20 protein-coding genes are annotated in these 20442 nt (G+C 63.5%); 9 read left to right on the top strand and 11 right to left on the bottom strand.

Annotated features, from left to right (window positions below):
• Positions 1-101: 101 nt before the first annotated feature.
• The 6 genes from rseP to pyrH form a co-directional block, all read right to left on the bottom strand.
• A complete protein-coding gene (rseP, locus tag ACGYLD_RS03845; RefSeq protein WP_394401257.1) occupies positions 102-1445 on the bottom strand; it encodes an RIP metalloprotease RseP in 1344 nt (447 codons plus the stop codon).
• 13 nt (positions 1446-1458) lie between these two features.
• Entirely contained in the window at positions 1459-2634 is a 1176-nt protein-coding gene (gene dxr, locus ACGYLD_RS03850) for a 1-deoxy-D-xylulose-5-phosphate reductoisomerase (protein WP_271693613.1), read from the bottom strand.
• Between the two features lie 6 nt (positions 2635-2640).
• The gene (locus ACGYLD_RS03855) at positions 2641-3432 is read right to left on the bottom strand and encodes a phosphatidate cytidylyltransferase (protein WP_067261564.1); all 792 of its coding nucleotides are present in this window, start codon (positions 3430-3432) and stop codon (positions 2641-2643) included.
• An 11-nt stretch (positions 3433-3443) separates the two neighbouring features.
• Entirely contained in the window at positions 3444-4181 is a 738-nt protein-coding gene (gene uppS, locus ACGYLD_RS03860; RefSeq protein WP_394401260.1) for a polyprenyl diphosphate synthase, read from the bottom strand.
• A 48-nt stretch (positions 4182-4229) separates the two neighbouring features.
• Positions 4230-4796: a ribosome recycling factor gene (gene frr / locus ACGYLD_RS03865; RefSeq protein WP_067261561.1), complete on the bottom strand. Its 567-nt coding sequence runs from the start codon at positions 4794-4796 to the stop codon at positions 4230-4232.
• Between the two features lie 174 nt (positions 4797-4970).
• Complete coding sequence (gene pyrH / locus ACGYLD_RS03870; protein ID WP_067261559.1) at positions 4971-5696, bottom strand: UMP kinase; 726 nt, start codon at positions 5694-5696, stop codon at positions 4971-4973.
• A 130-nt stretch (positions 5697-5826) separates the two neighbouring features.
• On the opposite strand from pyrH, the gene miaA reads away from it, so the two are divergent.
• From miaA to ACGYLD_RS03895, 5 genes are all read left to right on the top strand, one after another.
• Positions 5827-6717, top strand: a complete 891-nt coding sequence (gene miaA / locus ACGYLD_RS03875) for a tRNA (adenosine(37)-N6)-dimethylallyltransferase MiaA (RefSeq protein ID WP_271693611.1) — start codon at positions 5827-5829, stop codon at positions 6715-6717.
• 100 nt (positions 6718-6817) lie between these two features.
• Positions 6818-7594 carry an AraC family transcriptional regulator gene (locus ACGYLD_RS03880; protein WP_271693610.1) on the top strand — a complete coding sequence of 259 codons (777 nt, stop codon included), beginning with the start codon at positions 6818-6820 and terminating at the stop codon, positions 7592-7594.
• Between the two features lie 310 nt (positions 7595-7904).
• Positions 7905-8993 (top strand): ABC transporter permease, encoded by a 1089-nt coding sequence (locus ACGYLD_RS03885; RefSeq protein ID WP_394401264.1) that lies wholly within the window; start codon positions 7905-7907, stop codon positions 8991-8993.
• A 12-nt stretch (positions 8994-9005) separates the two neighbouring features.
• A complete protein-coding gene (locus ACGYLD_RS03890) occupies positions 9006-10472 on the top strand; it encodes an ABC transporter permease (RefSeq protein WP_394401267.1) in 1467 nt (488 codons plus the stop codon).
• A gap of 62 nt (positions 10473-10534) precedes the next feature.
• On the top strand, positions 10535-12625 hold the full coding sequence (locus ACGYLD_RS03895) for a dipeptide ABC transporter ATP-binding protein (protein WP_394401270.1): 2091 nt from the start codon (positions 10535-10537) through the stop codon (positions 12623-12625).
• Positions 12626-12731: 106 nt separating this feature from the next.
• Here the strand turns inward: ACGYLD_RS03895 and ACGYLD_RS03900 are convergent, their stop codons facing one another.
• Positions 12732-13259 carry a hypothetical protein gene (locus ACGYLD_RS03900; protein WP_209218906.1) on the bottom strand — a complete coding sequence of 176 codons (528 nt, stop codon included), beginning with the start codon at positions 13257-13259 and terminating at the stop codon, positions 12732-12734.
• A 180-nt stretch (positions 13260-13439) separates the two neighbouring features.
• Positions 13440-13985, bottom strand: a complete 546-nt coding sequence (locus ACGYLD_RS03905; RefSeq protein WP_394401334.1) for a lytic transglycosylase domain-containing protein — start codon at positions 13983-13985, stop codon at positions 13440-13442.
• Positions 13986-14265: 280 nt separating this feature from the next.
• Here ACGYLD_RS03905 and ACGYLD_RS03910 point away from each other — a divergent pair, with 280 nt between their 5' ends.
• Entirely contained in the window at positions 14266-14787 is a 522-nt protein-coding gene (locus ACGYLD_RS03910) for a single-stranded DNA-binding protein (RefSeq protein ID WP_067261546.1), read from the top strand.
• 294 nt (positions 14788-15081) lie between these two features.
• Here ACGYLD_RS03910 and aroB read toward each other — a convergent pair whose 3' ends face one another.
• Positions 15082-16197 (bottom strand): 3-dehydroquinate synthase, encoded by a 1116-nt coding sequence (gene aroB, locus ACGYLD_RS03915; RefSeq protein WP_394401272.1) that lies wholly within the window; start codon positions 16195-16197, stop codon positions 15082-15084.
• Positions 16190-16786, bottom strand: a complete 597-nt coding sequence (locus ACGYLD_RS03920; RefSeq protein WP_394401275.1) for a shikimate kinase — start codon at positions 16784-16786, stop codon at positions 16190-16192. The genes aroB and ACGYLD_RS03920 overlap by 8 nt, the downstream gene beginning before the upstream one ends.
• An 80-nt stretch (positions 16787-16866) precedes the next feature.
• Here ACGYLD_RS03920 and ACGYLD_RS03925 point away from each other — a divergent pair, with 80 nt between their 5' ends.
• The 3 genes from ACGYLD_RS03925 to ACGYLD_RS03935 are packed head-to-tail and all read left to right on the top strand — an operon-like array spanning position 16867 to position 19648.
• Positions 16867-17016 (top strand): hypothetical protein, encoded by a 150-nt coding sequence (locus ACGYLD_RS03925; protein WP_007120408.1) that lies wholly within the window; start codon positions 16867-16869, stop codon positions 17014-17016.
• 5 nt (positions 17017-17021) lie between these two features.
• The gene (locus ACGYLD_RS03930) at positions 17022-18668 is read left to right on the top strand and encodes a hypothetical protein (protein WP_333909708.1); all 1647 of its coding nucleotides are present in this window, start codon (positions 17022-17024) and stop codon (positions 18666-18668) included.
• Positions 18668-19648, top strand: coding sequence for a tyrosine recombinase (locus ACGYLD_RS03935; protein WP_394401278.1), 981 nt, complete (start codon positions 18668-18670; stop codon positions 19646-19648). Before ACGYLD_RS03930 ends, ACGYLD_RS03935 begins: the two co-directional genes overlap by 1 nt.
• Here ACGYLD_RS03935 and ACGYLD_RS03940 read toward each other — a convergent pair.
• The gene (locus tag ACGYLD_RS03940) at positions 19585-20415 is read right to left on the bottom strand and encodes a metallophosphoesterase family protein (protein WP_394401281.1); all 831 of its coding nucleotides are present in this window, start codon (positions 20413-20415) and stop codon (positions 19585-19587) included. The two genes, ACGYLD_RS03935 and ACGYLD_RS03940, sit on opposite strands and share 64 nt — an antisense overlap.
• Between the last annotated feature and the right edge of the window lie 27 nt (positions 20416-20442).

Genomic DNA, 20442 nt, shown 5'->3' on the forward strand with positions numbered 1-20442 from the left:
CAAAGATTGCGGCACGATTTTGTTCAATTGTGGCCATTTGAAGGCATTGCGCCCTGCCCCGAAGGGCAAGGCAGGACTGTCTTTCGCTATCGTTGCGCCGCTTAGGGGCAGAACAGATCGTTGCCGAGCGCAAAGAGCATCAGGGTCAGCACCAAGGCGATGCCAATGCTCATCAAAAAGCGCAGCGCGCCGTCGCTGGGCGGTTTGCCGGTCACCGCCTCATAGGCGTAGAACACCAGATGTCCGCCGTCCAAGGCCGGGATCGGGAAGAGGTTCAGCAGACCGACCGCCGTGCTCAGCACCGCGATGAAATAGATGAAGGACTGCGCCCCTTGGCTCGCCATCGCGCCCGAGGTCTGGGCGATGCCCACCGGGCCGCTGAGGTTGCAGGTGCTGATATTGCCCACGATCATCTCACGCAGGCCCGAGATCGAGCCGGTAATGATGCGCCAAGTGTTGTCCAAACCGGTGCCGAGCGCCTCACCCACACCGGGGGTGTCGGTGGCGGGCACGAAGGCCATGCCGCCCACGATGCCGATGCGCAGGTTCTGTTTAAAACTGCCATCGGGCTGCGGCTCATCCGTGGCTTTGGGGACAAGAGTGAAAGGCAGGGTCTCGCCATCGCGCCAGACGGCCAATTCCTGGGGGGCCCCTTTGGAGGCTTCGACCACCTCTTTCAATTCCCAAAAGGCCACGATCTCTTGCCCATTTACCGCGGTGATCACATCGCCACTGCGCAGACCGGCTTCTTGCGCCGCCGATTGCGGGGCGACGTTGCTGACCAGCGGCGGCATCAGATAGGGGCCGGGCACGGTCAGCTCTTCGCCATCGCGGGTGATGTCATAGCTCAGCACCGCTTCCTGCGGCAGGTTGGTTAGGAAATCGCCATAGCCTTCCCCGGCAGAGAGCGAGGGCACCGGGGTGCCTTCGACCGCGCGCAAAATATCGCCCGGAGCCAGTTCATAGGCGTCACTCGGCAGCGCGCGCAGCTCGCCCACGGTCAGCGGATCACGGGCGGTGCCCGCCGTCATCGCCACGGCAAAGAAGATGATGATCGACAGGGCAAAGTTGAACACCGGCCCCGCCGCCACGGTCAGCGCGCGGGCATAGAGCGGCGCGCCGTGCATCGTGTAGCGCAGCGCCTCGGGGTCGTCGGCCAGCGCTTCCATCGCGGTCTCATCCTTGCCGGAGGCCGCGTTGGAGTCGCCTGCGAATTTCACATAGCCGCCAAAGGGCAGCAGCGCGAACTGCCAGCGCGTGCCGCGCCTGTCGACGCGGGAAAAGAGCACGGGGCCGAAGCCGAGACTGAAGACATCCGCCTTGATCCCGGTCCAACGGCCAACGATGTAATGCCCGTATTCGTGGATCGCCACGATCACCGACAGCGCCACGACAAAGGCCAGTATCGTCCAGATCAGCCCGCCGAACTCCGGCAAAAATCCCATGATGTCCAACGTGCTACCCTGCCCTTTTCTGAATTGCGGCCTCTGCCGCCTTGCGTGCGAGATGGTCCGCCTGCGCCACCAGTTCAAGTGTCATGTCGTCGCGGCCCTGCGCGGCCTCTTCGGCGCGGCGCTCCAACACCTCTTCGACGATCTCGGCCATCTGCGTAAAGCGCAGCCGTCCGTCGATGAAACCGTCAAGCGCCACTTCCTTGGCCGCGTTAAAGACCGCGCCCATCAGACCGCCCACTGCCATGACGTCCCGCGCCAGCCGCAGCGCGGGCCAGCGGGCGTCATCGGGGGCGGTGAAATCGAAACGCCCGATCTTGGTCAGGTCCAGCCGCTCGACCGGAACATGCCCGCGCGCGGGATGGTTCAGCGCATAGCCGATGGCATGGCGCATATCCGCCGGGCCGACATGGGCCATCAGCCCCCCGTCGCAAAAGCCCACCAGCGCATGGATCATTGACTGCGGATGCACCAGCACCTCAATCGCCTCGGGGGAGACGCCGAAAAACTCACGCGTCTCAATGACTTCCATCGCCTTGTTAAACATCGACGCCGAGTCGATGGTGATGCGCTGCCCCATGTCCCAATTGGGATGGCTTGAGGCTTGGTCGAGCGTCGCATGGGACAGGTCTTCGAGCGGCCAATCGCGAAACGCGCCGCCGCTGGCGGTGATGATAACACGCTCAACCGCGGTCATGTCTTCGCCGACCAGCGCCTGAAATACGGCGGAATGTTCGCTGTCGACGGGCAGGATCGTGGCACCGTGGCGCGCGGCCTCGCCCATGATCAACGCCCCGGCGCAGACCAGCGATTCCTTGTTGGCCAGTGCCAGCGTGCCACCTTGGCGCAGCGCCGCCAGCCCCGGTGCCAGCCCCGCCGCGCCGATGATCGCCGACATGGTCCAATCCGCCGGGCGCGATGCGGCCTCGGTGATGGCCTCGGCCCCCGCTGCGGCTTCGACACCGCTGCCGCTGAGCGCGTCGCGCAGATCATCCAGCAGGTCTTCGCGGGCGGTGACGGCCACATCGGCCTTGAGCGCAACGGCGTCCTTAGCCAATTGCGCGATATTGCCCGCGCCGGTCAGGGCCACGACCTCATAGGCGTCGGGCGCGCGGCGGATCAGGTCAATCGTGTTCTGACCGATGGACCCGGTCGCCCCCAGTATCGAAATCTTACGCGGCATAGCGGGTCAGTTCACGCCCGGCGGGAAACCGATCAGCGGCCCGACGATCAGCAAAAAGACGGCAGCGCCCAGCATCCCGTCAAAACGGTCCAACAGACCGCCATGGCCGGGGATCAGGGCCGAGCTGTCTTTGACGCCCATCTTCCGCTTCATGCCCGACTCCGCCATATCGCCCATCTGAGAGGCCATCGACAGCGCCACCGAAATGCCGACAAGTTGCAGGCCAAAGCCGGTATTGAACGAGAAAATCAGCCCGACAACGGCCGCCCCAACCCAGCCCGAAGCAGTGCCGGACCATGTTTTCTTGGGGCTGACCTTGGGCCAGAATTTGGGCCCGCCGATGGCGCGGCCTGCGAAATAGCCCACCACATCGGTCACCACGACCACCAGCACCAGCCACATCAACCAGCCAAAGCCCATGTCATCGCGCAGCTGGATCAGGCCAAAGCCCGCCAGCAGGATCAGCGCGGTAAAACTCATGTAAAGCGTGCGGTTGGCGCTCAATAGTGCAAAGCCCGCCAGCGCCGGAGCCAGCAAAAGCGGCAGACCAAAGCCCACCGGCAGATAAACCGAGGCCAGCACCGCCGCCGCGGTCACCAGCCCCAATTGCCAAGCCGCCGCCTGCCCCTGCCCGCGCAGCATGCCGACCAATTCCCAGACCATCATGCCGCAGATCAGCGCCACCAGCAGATGAAAGACGGTGCCGCCCAACCAGATGCCCAACAGACCGATCAGGATCATCGCACTGGCCGATAGCATACGGGCGCGTAGGTCGGACCATTGTTCAGGTGATTTCATCGCAGCTCTCCTCAGGTCTTGACCGCACCGTACCGCCTGTCACGCCCGCCATAGGCGGCGCAGAGCCGGGCGAATTCCTCGCGGGTGAAATCCGGCCACAGCGTGTCGATGAACTCATATTCCGCATAGGCCGATTGCCACAGCAGAAAGTTCGAAATCCGCGCCTCGCCGCTGGTGCGGATCACCAGATCGGGGTCGGGCAGCACATGGGTATCGAGGTAGCGCGGCAGGGTCTCTTCGTCCACCGAGTCAGGGTCGAGCTTGCCGCTGGCGACATCTTGGGCCAAGCGATGCGTGGCGCGGGCCACCTCATCGCGGCCGCCATAATTGAGCGCGATCGTCAGATTGATGCGGGTGTTATGGGCGGTATGGGCCTCAAGCTCTCCCATGAGCTTGATCAGCTTGTCATCCAGCCGGTCACGATCCCCAATGAACCGCACCCGCGCGCCATAGTCGCTAAGGCTGCGCATTTCTTTAGAAATATAGCGCCGAAACAGGGACATAAGCCCCGCCACTTCGACCTGCGTGCGCTTCCAATTCTCGGTCGAGAAGGCAAAGATCGTCAGATACTCCACCCCCACATCGGGGCAGCATTCGACGATCTCGCGCACGCGTTTGGCGCCGGCGTGATGCCCAAAAAGCCGGGGCCGCCCGCGTTGGGTGGCCCAACGGCCATTGCCGTCCATGATGATCGCCACATGGCGTGGCCCGCCGGGTATCGTTTGGGGCTGAATTTCGGCGGTGCTCATGTCTCGACCTTTTTCTTTCAAGTTCTGTTTCCCTGCGTCTTGGCGGGGTCAGACTTGCATGATTTCGGCCTGTTTCGTCTCAAGCTGTTCATCGATGAGCGTAATGAAACGGTTGGTCAGATCCTGCACTTCGCCTTCCCAGATTTTCTGGTCGTCCTCTGACATCGCGCCGTCGTTCTTGGCTTTCTTGATCTGGTCCATCCCGTCGCGGCGGATGTTGCGGATCGAAACGCGCGCGTGTTCGGCATATTGGCCTGCGACCTTGGTCAACTGGGTCCGGCGCTCTTCGTTCAGTTCGGGGATCGGCAGCATGATGATGGTGCCGTTAAGCTGCGGATTGATGCCCAGTCCGCTTTCGCGGATGGCCTTCTCGACCTTGCCTACGAGACCCTTGTCCCAGACGTTGATCGTGACCATGCGCGGCTCTGGCACGTTGACGGTGCCGACTTGGTTCACCGGGGTCATTTGGCCATAAGCCTCGACCATCACCGGCTCCAGCATGGAGGCCGAGCCACGCCCCGTGCGCAGCGATGCGAACTCGGTCCGAAGCGACGCAATCGCGCCGTTCATCCGCCGTTCAAGATCATCGGTATCGAGCATAAATTCGTCTGACATGGCGAGCCTGCTTGTTGTTTCCTTGCGTTACGGCTTTCTAACGGTGGCGCGGCGCTTTCACAACTGCCCATTGTTGCGCCACCATACGCGCCCCGCGCCCCTGTTGTGAGAGACGCGGGCAGCATCAGGTCAATCGCCCCGCCGTGGGGCGATGCCTTGGAATGCAGGCCGGATTTACCCGACGCGGGTATAGGTGCCCTGCCCCGCCAAGATACCTTGGAAGCCGCCCGGTTCATCCAGCGAGAAGACGATAATCGGCAGGTTGTTGTCCCGCGCCAGCGCGATGGCAGAGGCGTCCATCACGCCGAGCCGCTTTTGCAGCACGTCGTCATAGCTCACCAGATCATAGCGTTTCGCATCGTCGAACTTGGCCGGATCTTTGTCATAAACACCATCGACCTTGGTGCCCTTGAAGATCGCCTCGCAGGACATCTCATTGGCGCGCAGGGTCGCGGCGGTGTCGGTGGTGAAATAGGGGTTGCCGGTGCCCGCGGCAAAGATGCAGACCCGCTTCTTCTCAAGGTGGCGCACGGCGCGGCGGCGGATATAGGGCTCGGCCACCTCGTTCATGGTGATGGCGCTGATCACGCGGGTGTGGATGCCCAAGCCTTCGAGCGCCGATTGCATCGCCAGCGCGTTCATCACGGTGGCGAGCATCCCCATGTAATCCGCCGTGGTCCGCTCCATCCCCTGCGCCGAGCCTTGCAGCCCGCGAAAAATGTTGCCGCCGCCGATCACCATGCAAATCTCGACGCCCAGACTGTGCACCGATTGCACCTCACGGGCGATGCGTTCGACGGTTGGCGGATGCAAACCATAGCCGAGGTCACCCATCAGCGCCTCCCCGGAAATCTTTAGCATCACGCGGTTAAAGGAGACTTGGGGGGTGTCTTGGGACATCGGGCACACCTTACTATTTCACCAACCGGGGGAGATTTAAGCCTTGCGGCGGTGAAGGGTTTTCATTTCGCGCCAAAATGTCGCAAATACGCCCAAGGTTCAATGCGGGACGTAAGGAAGACGCAAAGAAATGCCGGATATTTCCAAGGCCCAGATGGACGCCCTGTTGCAAGGCTTGCCGCCCGAACGGCCGGTGTTGATCGCCGGGCCGACCGCCAGTGGCAAATCCGCCCTTGCCCTCGCCATTGCCGAGGCGCAGGGCGGCGTGATCGTCAATGCCGATGCCAGTCAGGTCTACGCCCCCTTGCGCATCATCAGCGCCCGCCCCTCGCCCGAGGAAGAGGCCCGCGCGCCGCATCTGCTCTATGGCCATCTGGCCGAAGATGCGCCCTATTCCACCGGCCATTGGCTGCGCGAGGTGGCCCCGCTGCTGGGCGGCGACCAGAGGGTGATCATCACCGGGGGCACCGGGCTTTACTTCTCTGCCCTGACGCAGGGGCTGGCCGAGATTCCGGCCACCCCGGTAGAGGTACGCGCCCAAGGCGATGAGATGGCGCTCGAAGACCTGTTGGCGGGGCTGGATGCCGAGACCGCCGCAAGCCTCGACCAACGCAACCGCGCGCGGGTGCAGCGCGCTTGGGAAGTGTGGCAGGCCACCGGGCGCGGCCTGTCGGACTGGCAGCGCGACACCGGAGCGCCGCTTTTGCCGCTGGCGGATTGTCTGCCGATCGTCTTCGATGTCGAGCGGGATTGGCTGAACGCCCGCATCGCGCAGCGCTTTGACCTGATGCTCGAGCAAGGCGCCTTGGAAGAAGTCGCCGCCCTCCGTCCGCGCTATGATCCGTCGCTGCCCGCCCATCGCGCCATCGGCGTGCCGGAACTGATCCGCCACCTCGACGGCGACTGGCCGCTGCACCGCGCCCGCGAGGCCGCCGTCGTCGCTACCCGTCGCTTTGCCAAGCGGCAGCGCACTTGGATGCGCAGTAAGATGGCAGATTGGCAGCGGGTGACGCCTGAATAGCCGCCGAGCGGGCGGAATTTCTTGCGTTATCCCAACCCTCCGCTAGCCTGACGTTGAAAATTGCCCTCGTAAGGTTTCCATTTCTCAACGAAAGCGCCGCGTGCCCGAGACAGAGATTCAGACCCAGTCCCTAGCCCAGCTTTCAGCGGGGCAAGACTGGCGGCTGACCCTCGCGCACGACCGCGACCACCATCTTTTGATCTGGATCACCCGGGGCCAAGGGCGGCTGCTGCTCGATGGCCAACGCCGCGGCATCAGCCCGCATAATGCGCTTTGGATACCGGCGCGGTCGCTCTTCGCGCTGGAGCTGGGCTATCAATGTCTGGGCCATGCGGTGCTGATCCCCGAAGACAGTGACGAAAGCCTGCCCGAGACCCCGCGCCAATTGCGGATCCGCGATGGGGCCGCGCAATCGGAGATCGCAACCCTCATCGAACAGACCCAACGGGAGGTCCAACAGGCCCGCCCCCTGCACCAAGATGCGCTCAAAGCGCAGGTGGCGCTGATGTCGGTCTGGCTGCGCCGCCAGATCATGGCAGAGGCGCATACCGCCCCCCGGCCCAAGGCAGGCGACAGGCTCAGCGCGCGGTTCTGCGCCTTGGTCACTCAAGGCGCCCCCAAGGGCACCAGCATGGCCGAACACGCCGCAGCTCTTGGCGTGACCCCAACCCATCTGACCCGCGCCGTGAAGGCGGCCACCGGCAAATCCGCCGCTGACCTTCTGACCGAACGCAGTTGCCACGCCGCCCGTCGCCTGCTGGCCGAGACCGATCACACCGCTGCCGAGATCGCCGCCACCTTGGGCTTCGGCTCTGCCGCCTATTTCACCCGTTTCATGCAACAGCACAGCGGCCTGCCCCCCAGCAAACTGCGCTGAGAGCCGGGCCGAAATGTCGCTTTCAGACCCTCAGCATGTCGCAAAAACTCCTCCAAACTCCTCAGCCGAATGTTGACGCGCGGGTGATTTCCGTGCCTCATGGCTGAACCGCTCCGCACAGGGGCGGGGCAATGAACAAGCGCAGGCTGCCAGAAAGACCGCCAAAAGGTCTTCGGCACCCCAGCGCCACAAGGCAGAGAAAACCTGCCACGACAGAACCGGCGCCCCCAAGGCGCCGCACGAATTAAAAAGGCCAAAAAGGCCGCATCGTCGGGCCAAGTCACCGCCCGACCCTGCTACAGGGGACCACATGGGACTATTCATTTTGCGCCGGCTGGGTGTGATGTTGCTGACGGCGCTCTGCCTGACGTTCATCGTATTCTGGCTGACCAATCTCTATCCGAACCTCGAAAAGCTGGCCAAGACCCAAGGCAACTTCCGCATGTCGGACGAGGCCGTGGCCAGCTACCTCGAAGACCGCGGCTACCTGCAGCCCACGGTCGACAAGTTCGGCGAATGGCTGGGCGTGCTACCCGGCTGGGTCACCGAAGGCGAGACGCCCGAGGAAACCTTTGGCAGCTGTTTCGCCCCCGGCACTCCGGTGGAGGACCGCCCCACCCGCTGCGGCATCCTGCAGGGCGATTGGGGTTTCTCGACCGTCTTCAAAGAACCCGTGGGCGAGACGGTGCTCACCCGTCTGGCACTTACCGGCAAGCTGATGTTCTGGGTGCTGGTGCTGATGGTCCCCTCGGCCCTGATCGTGGGCGTGCTGGCGGGGATGCGCGAAGGCTCCAAGCTTGACCGCTCGCTCTCGACCTTCTCCATCGCCACCACGGCGACGCCAGAATATGTCTCTGGCGTGATCTTCATTGCGGTGCTCGCCTCCTCGCGCTTTGGCCTCTCCCCGCTTTTGGCTGAATGGGGCTGGATCGACAGCAAGACACTATTCCTCGGCTCCGCCACCTCGGCCATGAAAGATGCGACCTTCTGGAACTTCTTCCTGCCGGTGCTAACCATCTCGCTCTACGGCATGGGCTATATCGCGCGGATGACGCGGGCCTCGATGACCGAGGTGATGACCGCGCAATATATCCGCACCGCAAGGCTTAAGGGCGTGAAGTTCTCAGAGATCGTGCTGAAACACGCGCTGCGCAACGCACTCATTGCGCCCTTCACCGTCATCATGCTGCAAATCCCGTGGCTCTTGAACGGCGTGGTGATCGTCGAGACCCTGTTTAACTACAAGGGCTTTGGCTGGCTTCTGGTGCAGGCCGCGGCCAATAACGACATCGAACTGCTGTTGGCGGTGTCGGTCGTGTCGGTGATCGTCGTCCTCGTCACTCAGCTGATCTCGGACATCGGCTATGTTTTCCTCAACCCGCGCATTCGCATTTATTAACGGAGCTTGGACATGGAACCTTTGACATGGACCGGGTCGCTCGCGGGGCTCAACATCATCTTCCTCGGTCTCGCGGTGCTTCTGGCCTTGGCCGTAGCGGTGCAGATCGTCGTTTCCTTCTTTCCCGTCAGTGAGGCACGCCAGATCAACCCGGACGGCACCGTCGCCCGACAAGGCGGGCTGGCGGGCGGGGTGAACCGGGCGGTGATCCTGCTCTTTGAGCTGCTGATCCTCGTGCTGCTGATCTATATCATCGCAGGCGCCTTCATGGGGCCGCAAGCGGGCATCATCGGCGGCATGTCGCAGCAGATGCTGCCCGTGTGGATCGCGCTGATCCTGACCTTTGCGCTCTCCCTCCACTTCAAGCGACGGCTCGGCCTTTACGGCAAGCTGTTTGACAGCACCGTCGGCATGATCGGTTTCGCTATCGTAATGTTCTGGGTCTACACCGGCATCTTCGGCGGGCTGTTCGATCTGTTGGTGACGCATGACAGCCTCAGCCAGACCTCGGGGATGAAGAACAAACTGCCCGGCACGCCCCTGCGCAGCCCGGATGAAGGCGAATACCCTTGGTTCCTTCTGGGCGGTGACAACCTTGCCCGCGATGTCTTCTCGCGGCTGATCAAAGGGTCTTGGGTCGTGGTGCAGATCGCGCCGATGGCGACGCTTTTTGCCTTTATGGTGGGGATCACGCTGGGCCTGCCTGCGGGATACTATGGCGGGCGGTTGGATACTGTGCTGAGCTTTCTGGCAAACCTGATCCTCGCCTTCCCGGTGATCCTGCTCTTCTACCTGCTGGTCACGCCCGAGATCGTGCTGACCGGGATCCCGAACTACATGGCGGTCTTCCTATTCATCTTCCCGCTGATCTTCCTCGCCGTGCTGCTGAACGCGCGCTACTACACGCAACCTTCGTTCCGCACGCCGCTCCTGATTGTGGTGCTTGGGGTGGTCGGCTGGCTCTACCTGTCGCTGGTCTCCACCGACGGGGCGATCGTGGCGACGGACAGCTACCGCATTCCGGGCCTGCCGAGCATGATCGACCTTTTCGACATCGACCCCGGCGTGCTGGTGGTCTTTGTCTCGGTGGTCTTCGTGAACTCGCCCACGGTGTTCCGCATCGTGCGCGGCTTGGCCCTCGACATCAAAACCCGCGACTACGTCGCGGCCGCACAGACCCGTGGCGAAGGCCCGTGGTATATCATGCTGTGGGAGATCCTGCCCAATGCACGCGGCCCGCTGATCGTCGATTTCTGTCTGCGCATCGGTTATACCACGATCCTTCTGGGCACGCTGGGCTTCTTCGGTCTGGGGCTAGAGAGCGAGAGCCCCGATTGGGGCAGCACGATCAACGCGGGCCGCCGCCTGCTGTCGCTCTACCCGCATGCCGCCATCGCGCCTGCGCTGGCGCTGCTGAGCCTCGTGCTGGGTCTGAACCTCTTGGCCGATGGCCTGCGCGAAGAATCCCTGCGCGACTAAGAAACATCCTCCGGGGGGCCAGCCCTCCCGGCCCCTTTTGATCCCCCGACTGGGAGAGCCAGATGCCAAAGACTGACTACGACGGTCCCATTCTTGAGATCAACAACCTGTCGATCTCCTTCTTCACCCGCCTACGGGAGATTCCCGCCGTGATGGACTTTTCCGTCAACGTCCAACCGGGGGAGGCCGTGGGGCTGGTCGGCGAAAGCGGCTGCGGCAAATCCACCGTGGCGCTGGGCGTGATGCAGGATCTGGGTCGCAATGGCCGGATCGTCGGCGGCTCCATCAAATTCAAAGGCCGCGACCTGAGCGAGATGAGCACAGAAGAGCTACGCGACATTCGCGGCAGCGAGATCGCCATGATCTACCAAGAGCCGATGGCGAGCCTCAATCCCGCCATGCGGATCGGCAAGCAGCTGATGGAAGTGCCGATGATCCACGCCGGCATGTCCGAGAAGGAAGCCTATGCACGGGCCCTGCAAGTGGTCACGGACGTGAAACTGCCCGACCCCGAGCGCATCCTGAAGGCCTATCCGCACCAGCTTTCGGGCGGGCAACAGCAACGTATCGTCATTGCCATGGCGCTGATGTCCGAACCCTCGCTGCTGATCCTCGATGAACCGACGACCGCCCTCGATGTTACCGTTGAGGCCGCGGTCGTCGAACTGGTGAAGGATCTGGGCAAGAAATACGGCACCTCGATGCTGTTCATCTCGCACAACCTCGGGCTGGTGCTGGAGACCTGCGACCGGATCTGCGTGATGTATTCGGGCGAAGCGGTCGAGAAGGGCTCGATAGAGGATGTCTTTGACGAGATGCAGCATCCCTATACGCAGGCGCTGTTCCGCTCGATCCCGCTGCCGGGGGCCGACAAGAACGCGCGGCCCCTGAAGGCCATCCCGGGCAATTTCCCCCTGCCCCACGAGCGCCCGCCGGGCTGCAACTTCGGCCCGCGCTGCGACTATTTCGTCCCCGGCCGCTGCGACGCCGCGCCGATCCCGATGGAGAGCGTGCCCGGCAACGACCGGCATGAGACCCGCTGCATCCGGTTTCAAGAGATCGACTGGCAAGCGCCCTTGGAGCTGGCCGAGGTCAAGGAAAAGGGCGATGTCGGCGAGGTCGTCCTCAAGATGGACAAGCTCAAGAAATACTACCAAGTCGCGGCCAATGCCATGTTCGGCGGCGGCAATACCAAAGTGGTCAAAGCCAATGAATCCCTCAGCTTCGAGGCCCATAAAAGCGAAACCCTCGCCATCGTGGGCGAGTCGGGCTGCGGCAAGTCCACATTCGCCAAGGTGCTGATGGGGCTCGAGACGGCGACCGAGGGGCATATCTACCTCGACGGGCGGGACATCGGCGGCGTGCCGATTGATGACCGCACGACCAAGAACGTGGCCGATGTGCAGATGGTGTTCCAAAACCCCTTCGACACGCTCAACCCTTCGATGACAGTGGGGCGGCAGATCATCCGCGCCTTGGAGATTTTCCGCATCGGCAAGAATGAGAAAGAGCGCCGCCAGCGTATGCTCGAACTGCTCGATCTGGTGAAACTGCCCCGCGAATTCGCAGGCCGGATGCCGCGCCAACTCTCGGGCGGGCAAAAGCAGCGCGTGGGCATCGCCCGCGCCTTTGCCGGGGATGCGCGGATCGTGGTGGCGGATGAGCCGGTCTCGGCCCTTGATGTGAGCGTACAGGCCGCCGTCACCGACCTGCTGATGGAGATCCAACGCGAGCAGAAGACGACGCTTTTGTTCATCTCCCACGACCTGTCCATCGTGCGCTATCTCTCGGACCGGGTGATGGTGATGTATCTGGGCCATGTGGTCGAACTGGGCGACACCGATCAGGTTTTCGCCCCGCCCTATCACCCCTATACCGAAGCGCTGCTGAGCGCGGTGCCGATTGCCGATACCAAGGTGAAAAAGAAACACATCGTGCTGGAAGGCGACGTGCCGTCGGCGATGAACCCGCCCCCGGGCTGCCCCTTCCAGACGCGCTGCCGGTGGAAGTCGCAGGTGCCCGGCGATCTGTGCGAACGCGAGGTGCCGCCGATGGTGACCATGGCCGACGGCCTTCAGATCAAATGCCACCTTTCCGCCCAGCAATTCGCCGAGATGGAGCCGGTGATTGAGACAGGCACGGCGGCCGAATGAAAAAAGGCGCGGTTCCGAAGAACCACGCCTCATGCCTCAGGCTATCTAAGGGGGAACGGCCTGAGGTTACGACGATCCCGCCAGCACGGCCAAATCAAACCCGGATTTAGGGATCAACGGGCGAACCGGCAGTATTCACATTGGCCAAACCTTCGGCGACAACGTCAGCGAAGGTAGAGACGAGCGCCACGTAGAATTCAGTTTCGGACGGCTGCACGTTGACATAGCCTTCGGGCGCGATCTCATCGCCGCTGTAGGCAGAGATCATGACCGGGAAGCTCAGGCCCGCGTTGTCACCAGTGGGGCTTGTGATATCAACAACGCCTTCCAACTCGTTGAATTCCTTGCTGTCGGGCAGCATTGTCGCGCCGTTCAAAGAGATTTTGCGGATGTCGATCTTGATCTGCGGATCGGACCCATCGCTGCTCATCGGCACGCGCTCTGCCACTTCGGCGCGCAGGTCTTCTTCCAGATCAGGATAGAAATCCATGGCATTGCTGTCAGCCGCGGCGGCGACAGAGGATTCGACGTCGATTTTCGAGACCATGATCTTGTCATCGGCGAAGGCAGAGCCGCTCAGCGCGATAACGCTTACACCAGCGGCAAGGGCGATGTTTTTCATATTCGTCAGCATGTCGTTCTCCTTTGATCTTTCCTCTCTGCGGCGAGAATGCCCCGCTGCAAAGTTTCTGATCAGAGAACACCACGATTGCCCCGGCGGTTCCCAAGAGGGCCGATGCCAGAGGGTCTTACGGGGGTGCAAATAGGCGGACAAACGCCCAAGCGCAGCGCTCACCCCATAAATATCAATGACTTAACTGCCCGTGATCACTTTAACGTAATTGCGGGTTTCCTTGTAGGGCGGGATGCCCCCGTATTTCTTCACCGCCCCCGGCCCCGCGTTATAGGCGGCCAGCGCCAGCTCCCAACTGCCGAAAGCGCGGTATTGCATCTTGAGGTAACGCGCCCCGCCTTCGAGGTTTTGCACCGGATCGGCGGGATCGACACGCAGCGCCCGCGCGGTCTGCGGCATCAACTGCGCCAGCCCCATCGCCCCCTTGTGCGACAGCGCCTTGGGGTTCCACCCGCTTTCCTGCTGCACCAACCGCAAAAACAGATCGACCGGGATGCCATGGCGCGTGGCCGCGGCGCGGGCATGCGTTAGAAAGGCCCCTTTGTAAGACCCGTTGTATTTCGGCACGTCCCATTTCGTCGGGGTGACGACCTTGGGCGGTTGCAGCCGCACGGAGGCGGAATATTGTTTGGATGCCCGATTATCGAGGATGCTTTTCTGCGAGGCAAAGAGCTCCGCGCGGTTCTTGCTGGCGAACATATCGGCAGCCGCTGGTGCCGCCCCCATCGCGATGATCCCGGCTGCCGTCAAACTCACCGCAGCCAGACCGGCCAAAAGTCCCGTCTTTCGCATATCTGCCCCCTGCCGTTGCATTGCGCGCAGTATACTTAATTGCGCCCCTTCTACCAGCCCCCGAAATCCCGGCCACTTCGCGGGCCGTGGCGATGGGCTGCGGGATGGAAAGCCGGTGTCATCCGGCGAACAAGCACGATATAAACAGCCGAATTGGGCGCGCTCGGATTCGCGCCCGACGCAATGACACAGCAATGACAAACGAGGGGGCAAGATGGCCGGCTCAGTGAACAAAGTGATCCTTATCGGCAACCTCGGGCGCGACCCCGAGGTGCGGTCGTTCCAGAACGGCGGCAAAGTGTGCAACCTGCGCATCGCCACCTCGGAGACATGGAAAGACCGCAACACCGGCGAGCGCCGCGAGAAGACCGAATGGCATTCGGTGGCGATCTTTCAAGAAGGGCTCGTCCGCGTGGCCGAGCAATACCTCAAGAAGGGCTCCAAAGTGTATATCGAGGGCCAGTTGCAGACCCGCAAATGGCAGGACCAATCGGGCGCAGACCGCTATAGCACCGAAGTCGTGCTGCAAGGCTTCGGCGGCACGCTGACCATGCTCGACGGTCCCGGCGGCGGCTCCGGCGGCGGCGGTGGTGGCGGCGGCTACGGTGGTGGCGGCGGTGGCGGCTACGGCGGTGGCGGCAATGACTACGGCGGCGGCTATGACAGCGGCCCGTCCTCTTCGGGCGGCGGTGGCGGCGGCGGCAGCCGTGATCTGGACGACGAGATCCCGTTCTAAACCCTATGCGACTTGGGGCGGGGCGCTGTTGCGCCCTGCCCAACCTTTGCGAACGCGGCTATGAGAAACCTTTAACCGCGCCGCAGTAGACCTTTCCCCATCGCGATACCCGCCGGGCAATCATCCGTTCGGCAACAGGATCAGAGGCGCCCCATGCGGGCGCCATGTCAAGACGTCAAGACATACAGGGTGACGCCTGTCTCAAACATCCGATTTGGCGGCGCCGCCCTTTTTATACGGCTCCACAATAGCTTAGAGAATTAAGTTAAACCGCCGGGCCCCACCCGCCGCGGTTCACTGCCGTGCGCTCAATGTGTCGCGCAGGAGGGTCAGCACGTCGGCATTGTCGACTTCGGCCCCGGCAAAAGCCTGCCCGATGCCGCGTGCCAGTACGAAGCGCAACCGCCCATCGACGACCTTCTTGTCCTGCCCCATCAGACGTAGCAGTTCCTCGGCACCCGGCAGGTCGCCCGAAATATCGCACAAGTCGGTCTTCATCCCCATCTGCACCAGATGAGCCCGCAGACGGCTTGGGTCTTCTTGCGGGCACAGCCCCAGCCGCGCGGAAAGCTCAAACGCCAGCGCACAGCCAATCGCCACCCCTTCGCCATGCAGCAGCCGGTCGGAATAGCCCGTCGCGGCCTCAAGCGCATGGCCGAATGTATGGCCAAGGTTCAAAAGCGCACGGTCGCCCTGCTCTGTCTCGTCCCGCTCCACGATATCGGCTTTCATCTGAACCGACCGGCGCACCGCTTCGATCCGGGCGGCCATATCGCCTGCCGCAAGGGCCGGGCCCTGCGCCTCCAGCCAATCAAAGAACGCCGCGTCGCCGAGCAGCCCGTATTTTACCACTTCGCCGTAACCGGCGAGGAAATCCCGCTTGGGCATGGTGCCCAACACCTCGGTATCCGCCAACACGAGGCTGGGCTGGTGGAAGGCCCCGATCAGGTTCTTGCCTTGGCGCGCGTTGATCCCGGTCTTGCCGCCCACCGAACTGTCGACCTGCGCCAAAAGAGAGGTGGGGATCTGCACGAAACGCACCCCGCGCCGCAGCACGGCGCCGGCAAAGCCCACCAGATCACCGATCACCCCGCCACCAAAGGCCACAACGATATCGCCGCGCTCCACCTGCTCATCAAGCAGCCAGTCCACGCAGCGTTGAAGATTGGCCCAATCCTTGGTCCCCTCTCCGGGGGCGAGTTCCAGCGCAGACATCGCGATGCCCTCGGCGGCCAATCCCTCCCGCAGAGATTGCAGATGCAGTGCGGCGACGCGGCTTTCGGTGATGACGGCCACCCGCTTGCGGCGCAGCAGCGGCGCGATCAGCGCGCCGGCATCCCCCAGCAAGCCCGCCCCGATAACCACGTCATACTCCCGCCCCGGCAGGGCGACGGAAACTGTCTCACGCATCCAATCTCTCCAAAACATCGGGCCTTGTCAGCAGCTTGTCGATCACCCGCTTGGCCATGGCGTCAATCGACAGGCGCGGGTCGCAGCGCACCGAAAGATCCGCCAACCGGTAAAGCGGCACCCGGTCGCGATAAAGCGCGGCCAGCGTGGCCTTGGGATCAGCCGTGCGGAGCAGCGGACGGCTGTCTTTGTAGCGCACCCGGTTCCACAGCAGGTCCAAATCCGCATCGAGCCAAAGCGCCACACCGTAAGCTGCGATATTGTCGCGGTTCACCTCGGCCAGAAAGGCGCCGCCGCCGGTCGACAGAATGCAGCGTTCCTCGGCCAAAAGCCGCGCGATCACCTCGGTCTCGCGCTTGCGAAAGAACGGCTCCCCGTCGCGGGTGAAAATCTCAGGCACGCTGAGATTGGCCGCCGCTTCGATCTCCGCATCGCTGTCCAGAAAAGGCGCGCCCAGTTTGGCCGAGACCGCACGCCCCACCGCCGTCTTGCCCGCCCCCATCATGCCAACCAGCGCCACCGTCTTGTTCAGACGGTAGCGGGGCGGCGTTTCTTCGCCATTGGTCATGCTGTGCTTAATTCCGCTCATTTTTCTCTGAATGACGTGATCTTGCCGAAAAGGCCATATATAGTTTGGCAAAATAGCAGAATTCCGGGCAGGCATAAATCATGGGTAAACTTTTCAAGCTTTTGATATTTCTATTGATTGTCGGCTTCATCGGTCTCGTAGGCTATGCCTATGTCGGGCCTTTCTTTGGCGTGGATTTTTCGCCCGAACAGATTGAGACGCGCCAGCCTGTCACGCTGACAGCGGATTGAGCGGCGTGGCCAACGCCCTGTCCAAAGGCAAACGGGCCCTTTGCGCTGCATTGATCTGCTCGGTCAGCGCCACAGCCCTGCTGGCCGAATCCGAAGAAGACCGCAATCTGGGTCGCGAATCGCGTCAGGCGTCTGAACGGCAAGACCAGCCCCCCGCGGCCAATGATCAGCCGCTGTCGGTGATTGACTGGCTGGGCGCGCAATCGCCGCCCGAAAACCGGCCCAAACGCCCGCCCAACCCGGGCCGGGTGCCGGAACCGCCCGTGGCCGACAGCGCCCTGCCGCCGCCCGTGCAGGTCACGCCCTTGGGCGATGGCGCGCCGCGCCGCATCGGGCTGGTGCCCAGCTCTGTCACCGGGCTGCGCGGGGACATCTGGCTGGGCAGCGACACGACCGCCCTGATCGACCGCATCCGCGATTTGCCGGACCTGCATCTGCCCGCCGCCCAGGCGCTGCTCTACACCGTGCTTCTGGCCGAGGCGCAGGCCCCGCAGGGCGAGGCGCGCAACGGCGATCTTTTGGCGCTGGCGCGGGGCGAAAAGCTGATGGAGCTTGGCGCCCTCGACCCGGCGCTGTCACTGATCGAACAGGCCGGGGTGACCACCTCGACCGCGCATTTCGACCTGTGGATGCAGCTTTCCCTGCTCACCGGGACCGAGCATCGCGTCTGCGAGCGGTTGGTGAAATCGCCGCATCTGACCCGGGACTATGGCACCCGGATTTTCTGCAACGCCCGCGCTGGCAATTGGGAGAACGCGGCCCTGACCTTTGGCTCGGCCCAAGCGCTTGGTCTGCTGCCCGAGGCGCAGCTTGAACTCTTTGACCGTTTCCTGAACCCGGATTTCTACGAAGGGGCCGAACCGCTGCGCGTGCCGCGCCAGATGGACCCGATGACCTTCCGCCTGTTTGAAACCATTGGCGAGCCCTTGCCCTCCAACATCCTGCCGCGTGCTTATGCGGTGGCCGATCTGCGCGACATCGCCGGATGGAAGGCCCAGCTTGAGGCCGCCGAGCGGCTGACCCGCGCGGGCGCCCTGCCCGACAACCTGCTGCTGGGGCTTTATACTGATCGTCAGCCCGCCGCCTCTGGCGGGGTCTGGGACCGGGTCGCGGCGCTGCAACGGTTTGAGACGGCCCTGCGCACCGGCAGCGCCGAGGCGGTGGCCAAGACCCTGCCGCCCGCTTGGGAGGCGATGCGCGAAGCCTCTCTCGAAGTGGCCTTTGCCGCGCTCTTTGCCGAACCGCTCTCGACCATTCCGCTGGCGGGCCATGCCGCGCGTCTGGCGCGGGATGTGGCGCTGCTGTCGCCTGAGTATGAGGCCGCCGCGGCGCGGGTGATCGGCAAGTCCCCCGAGGACGAATTGCTGCGCGCCGTGGCCGTGGGCGACGCGCCCAAAGGCCCCGCGCCCGATGCGCCATTGGCCGCCGCGGTGCATGACGCTTTCGCCAATCCCACCCCCCGCGCCGACCTGATGGCGCTGGCACGGGACAAGGAATTGGGCATGGCGATTTTGCGCCTATTGTCGCTCTTGCATGACGGGGCGAGTGGTGACACATCGGCGCTCCGCGACGCCCTAGCCACCCTACGCGCCCTCGGATTGGAAGACACCGCCCGACGTGCCGCCTTGCAGATTGTATTGCTCCAGCAATGATGATGTCCCAGACCCCGACTTTCCATTGGATCTCCAGCTTTCTGGAGGCCGCCGCCGCCGAACAGGGTGCCGCCACCAACACGCAGCTGGCCTATGGCCGCGACCTGAAGGATTTCGATTCCTTTCTGGCGCAGCGCAACCATGACTTCCTGACCGCCAGCCGCGGCGAGGTCGAAGATTACCTTGTCTATTGCGACGCGCAGGGGCTGGCCAAATCCACCCGCGCACGGCGGCTCTCGGCGATCAAACAGCTTTACCGTTTCGCCTTTGAGGAAGGGCTGCGCGAAGACAACCCTGCGGTGCAAATCGCCGGGCCGGGGCAGGACAAACGCTTGCCCAAGATCCTGTCCGAGGAAGAGGTCGACCGGCTGCTCGATGCCGCGCGCAACTCTGGCCGGTCGCTGGCCGATCAGCTGCGCAACACCTGCCTGATGGAGCTGCTCTATGCCACCGGCATGCGGGTCAGTGAATTGGTCAGCCTGCCGGTCAGCGCCGCGCGGGGCGATCCGCGCCTGCTGCTGATCGCAGGCAAAGGGGGCCGCGAGCGGCTGGTGCCCCTGTCAGAACCCGCCCGCGACGCGCTGGCGGCATGGCTGGTGGTGCGCGACAAGGCGGATGAGGCGGCCCAAGCCAAGGGCAAACCGCCCGCGCGGCACCTCTTCCCGTCCCGCGGGGCGACGGGGCATCTGACGCGGCATCGCTTCTATCTGCTGATCAAGGAATTCGCCGTGACCGGCGGCGTGCCGCCCGAAAAAGTCACGCCCCACACACTACGCCATGCCTTTGCCACGCATCTGCTGGCCAACGGCGCGGACCTGCGGGCGATCCAGACCATGCTGGGCCACGCCGACGTCGCCACGACCGAGATCTACACCCATGTGCTGGATGAGCGGCTGTCAGATCTCGTGCTGGAGCGTCACCCCCTCGCCAAGGACGGCACCCGCAATTCCGGCGGCAACACGTCTTCCGAAGGCCAGTAACCGCTTTGTAGCGCGTCTGCATAGGCGCGCGGCAAGCCTGCCTTGGCCATATCGGCCACGGCCCCGGCCACATCGTAACTCAGCCGGTGAAAGCCCACTTCACCCCCGTCGAGCAGCGCCAGCCGCGTCTGCTGGCCGCCGTCATGGGGCGGCATGCCGATCACGCCTGCGTTGATCCAACGCCCGCGCGCTGTCTCGCGGATGAAGGGCAGACCGGAGTGGCCCGCGATGATGTGATCGACGGGGCCTGCGATGTCTTCCAGCGCCTGCCATTCTTCTTCGAACACCGCCGCCGCACTCTCGGACCAGATGAACCGCGCCACATCGCGCACCCCGCCGTGGATCACGCCATAGCGCTGGCCCTGATGGCGGAACACCGCCACATCCGGCAGGCGGCCCATCCAGTCTTTCGCGCCCGCGTCCAACTGCTGTGCCGCATGGGCGTACCAGGCGCCCGAGAGCATGTCGCAACTGCTGCCCGGCGCGAAGCCGCAGCCGCAATCCTCGGCCCCGCTGGCCAGTTGCACTTCGCAATTCCCTGCCACCACGGCACAGCCAAGCGCCCGCATTGCTGCCACACATTCGCGCGGCGCGCCGCAATAGGCAACAATGTCGCCGGTGCAGATCATCTGCCCCCCGTCGATGCCCCGCGCCACGGCGAAAGCCGCCAGCGCCTCGACCGCCTGAAGGTTGGAATAGGGCCCGCCAAAAAGCAGCAACGGCCCGTCCAAAATCCCAAGCTCCGCGCAGTTGATTTTCGCCTGCATCACGCCACCCTGCCCCGTTGCAACCCT

The sequence above is a fragment of the Sulfitobacter sp. 1A12056 genome (assembly GCF_043558125.1).
In the GTDB taxonomy this organism is placed as follows: domain Bacteria; phylum Pseudomonadota; class Alphaproteobacteria; order Rhodobacterales; family Rhodobacteraceae; genus Sulfitobacter; species Sulfitobacter faviae.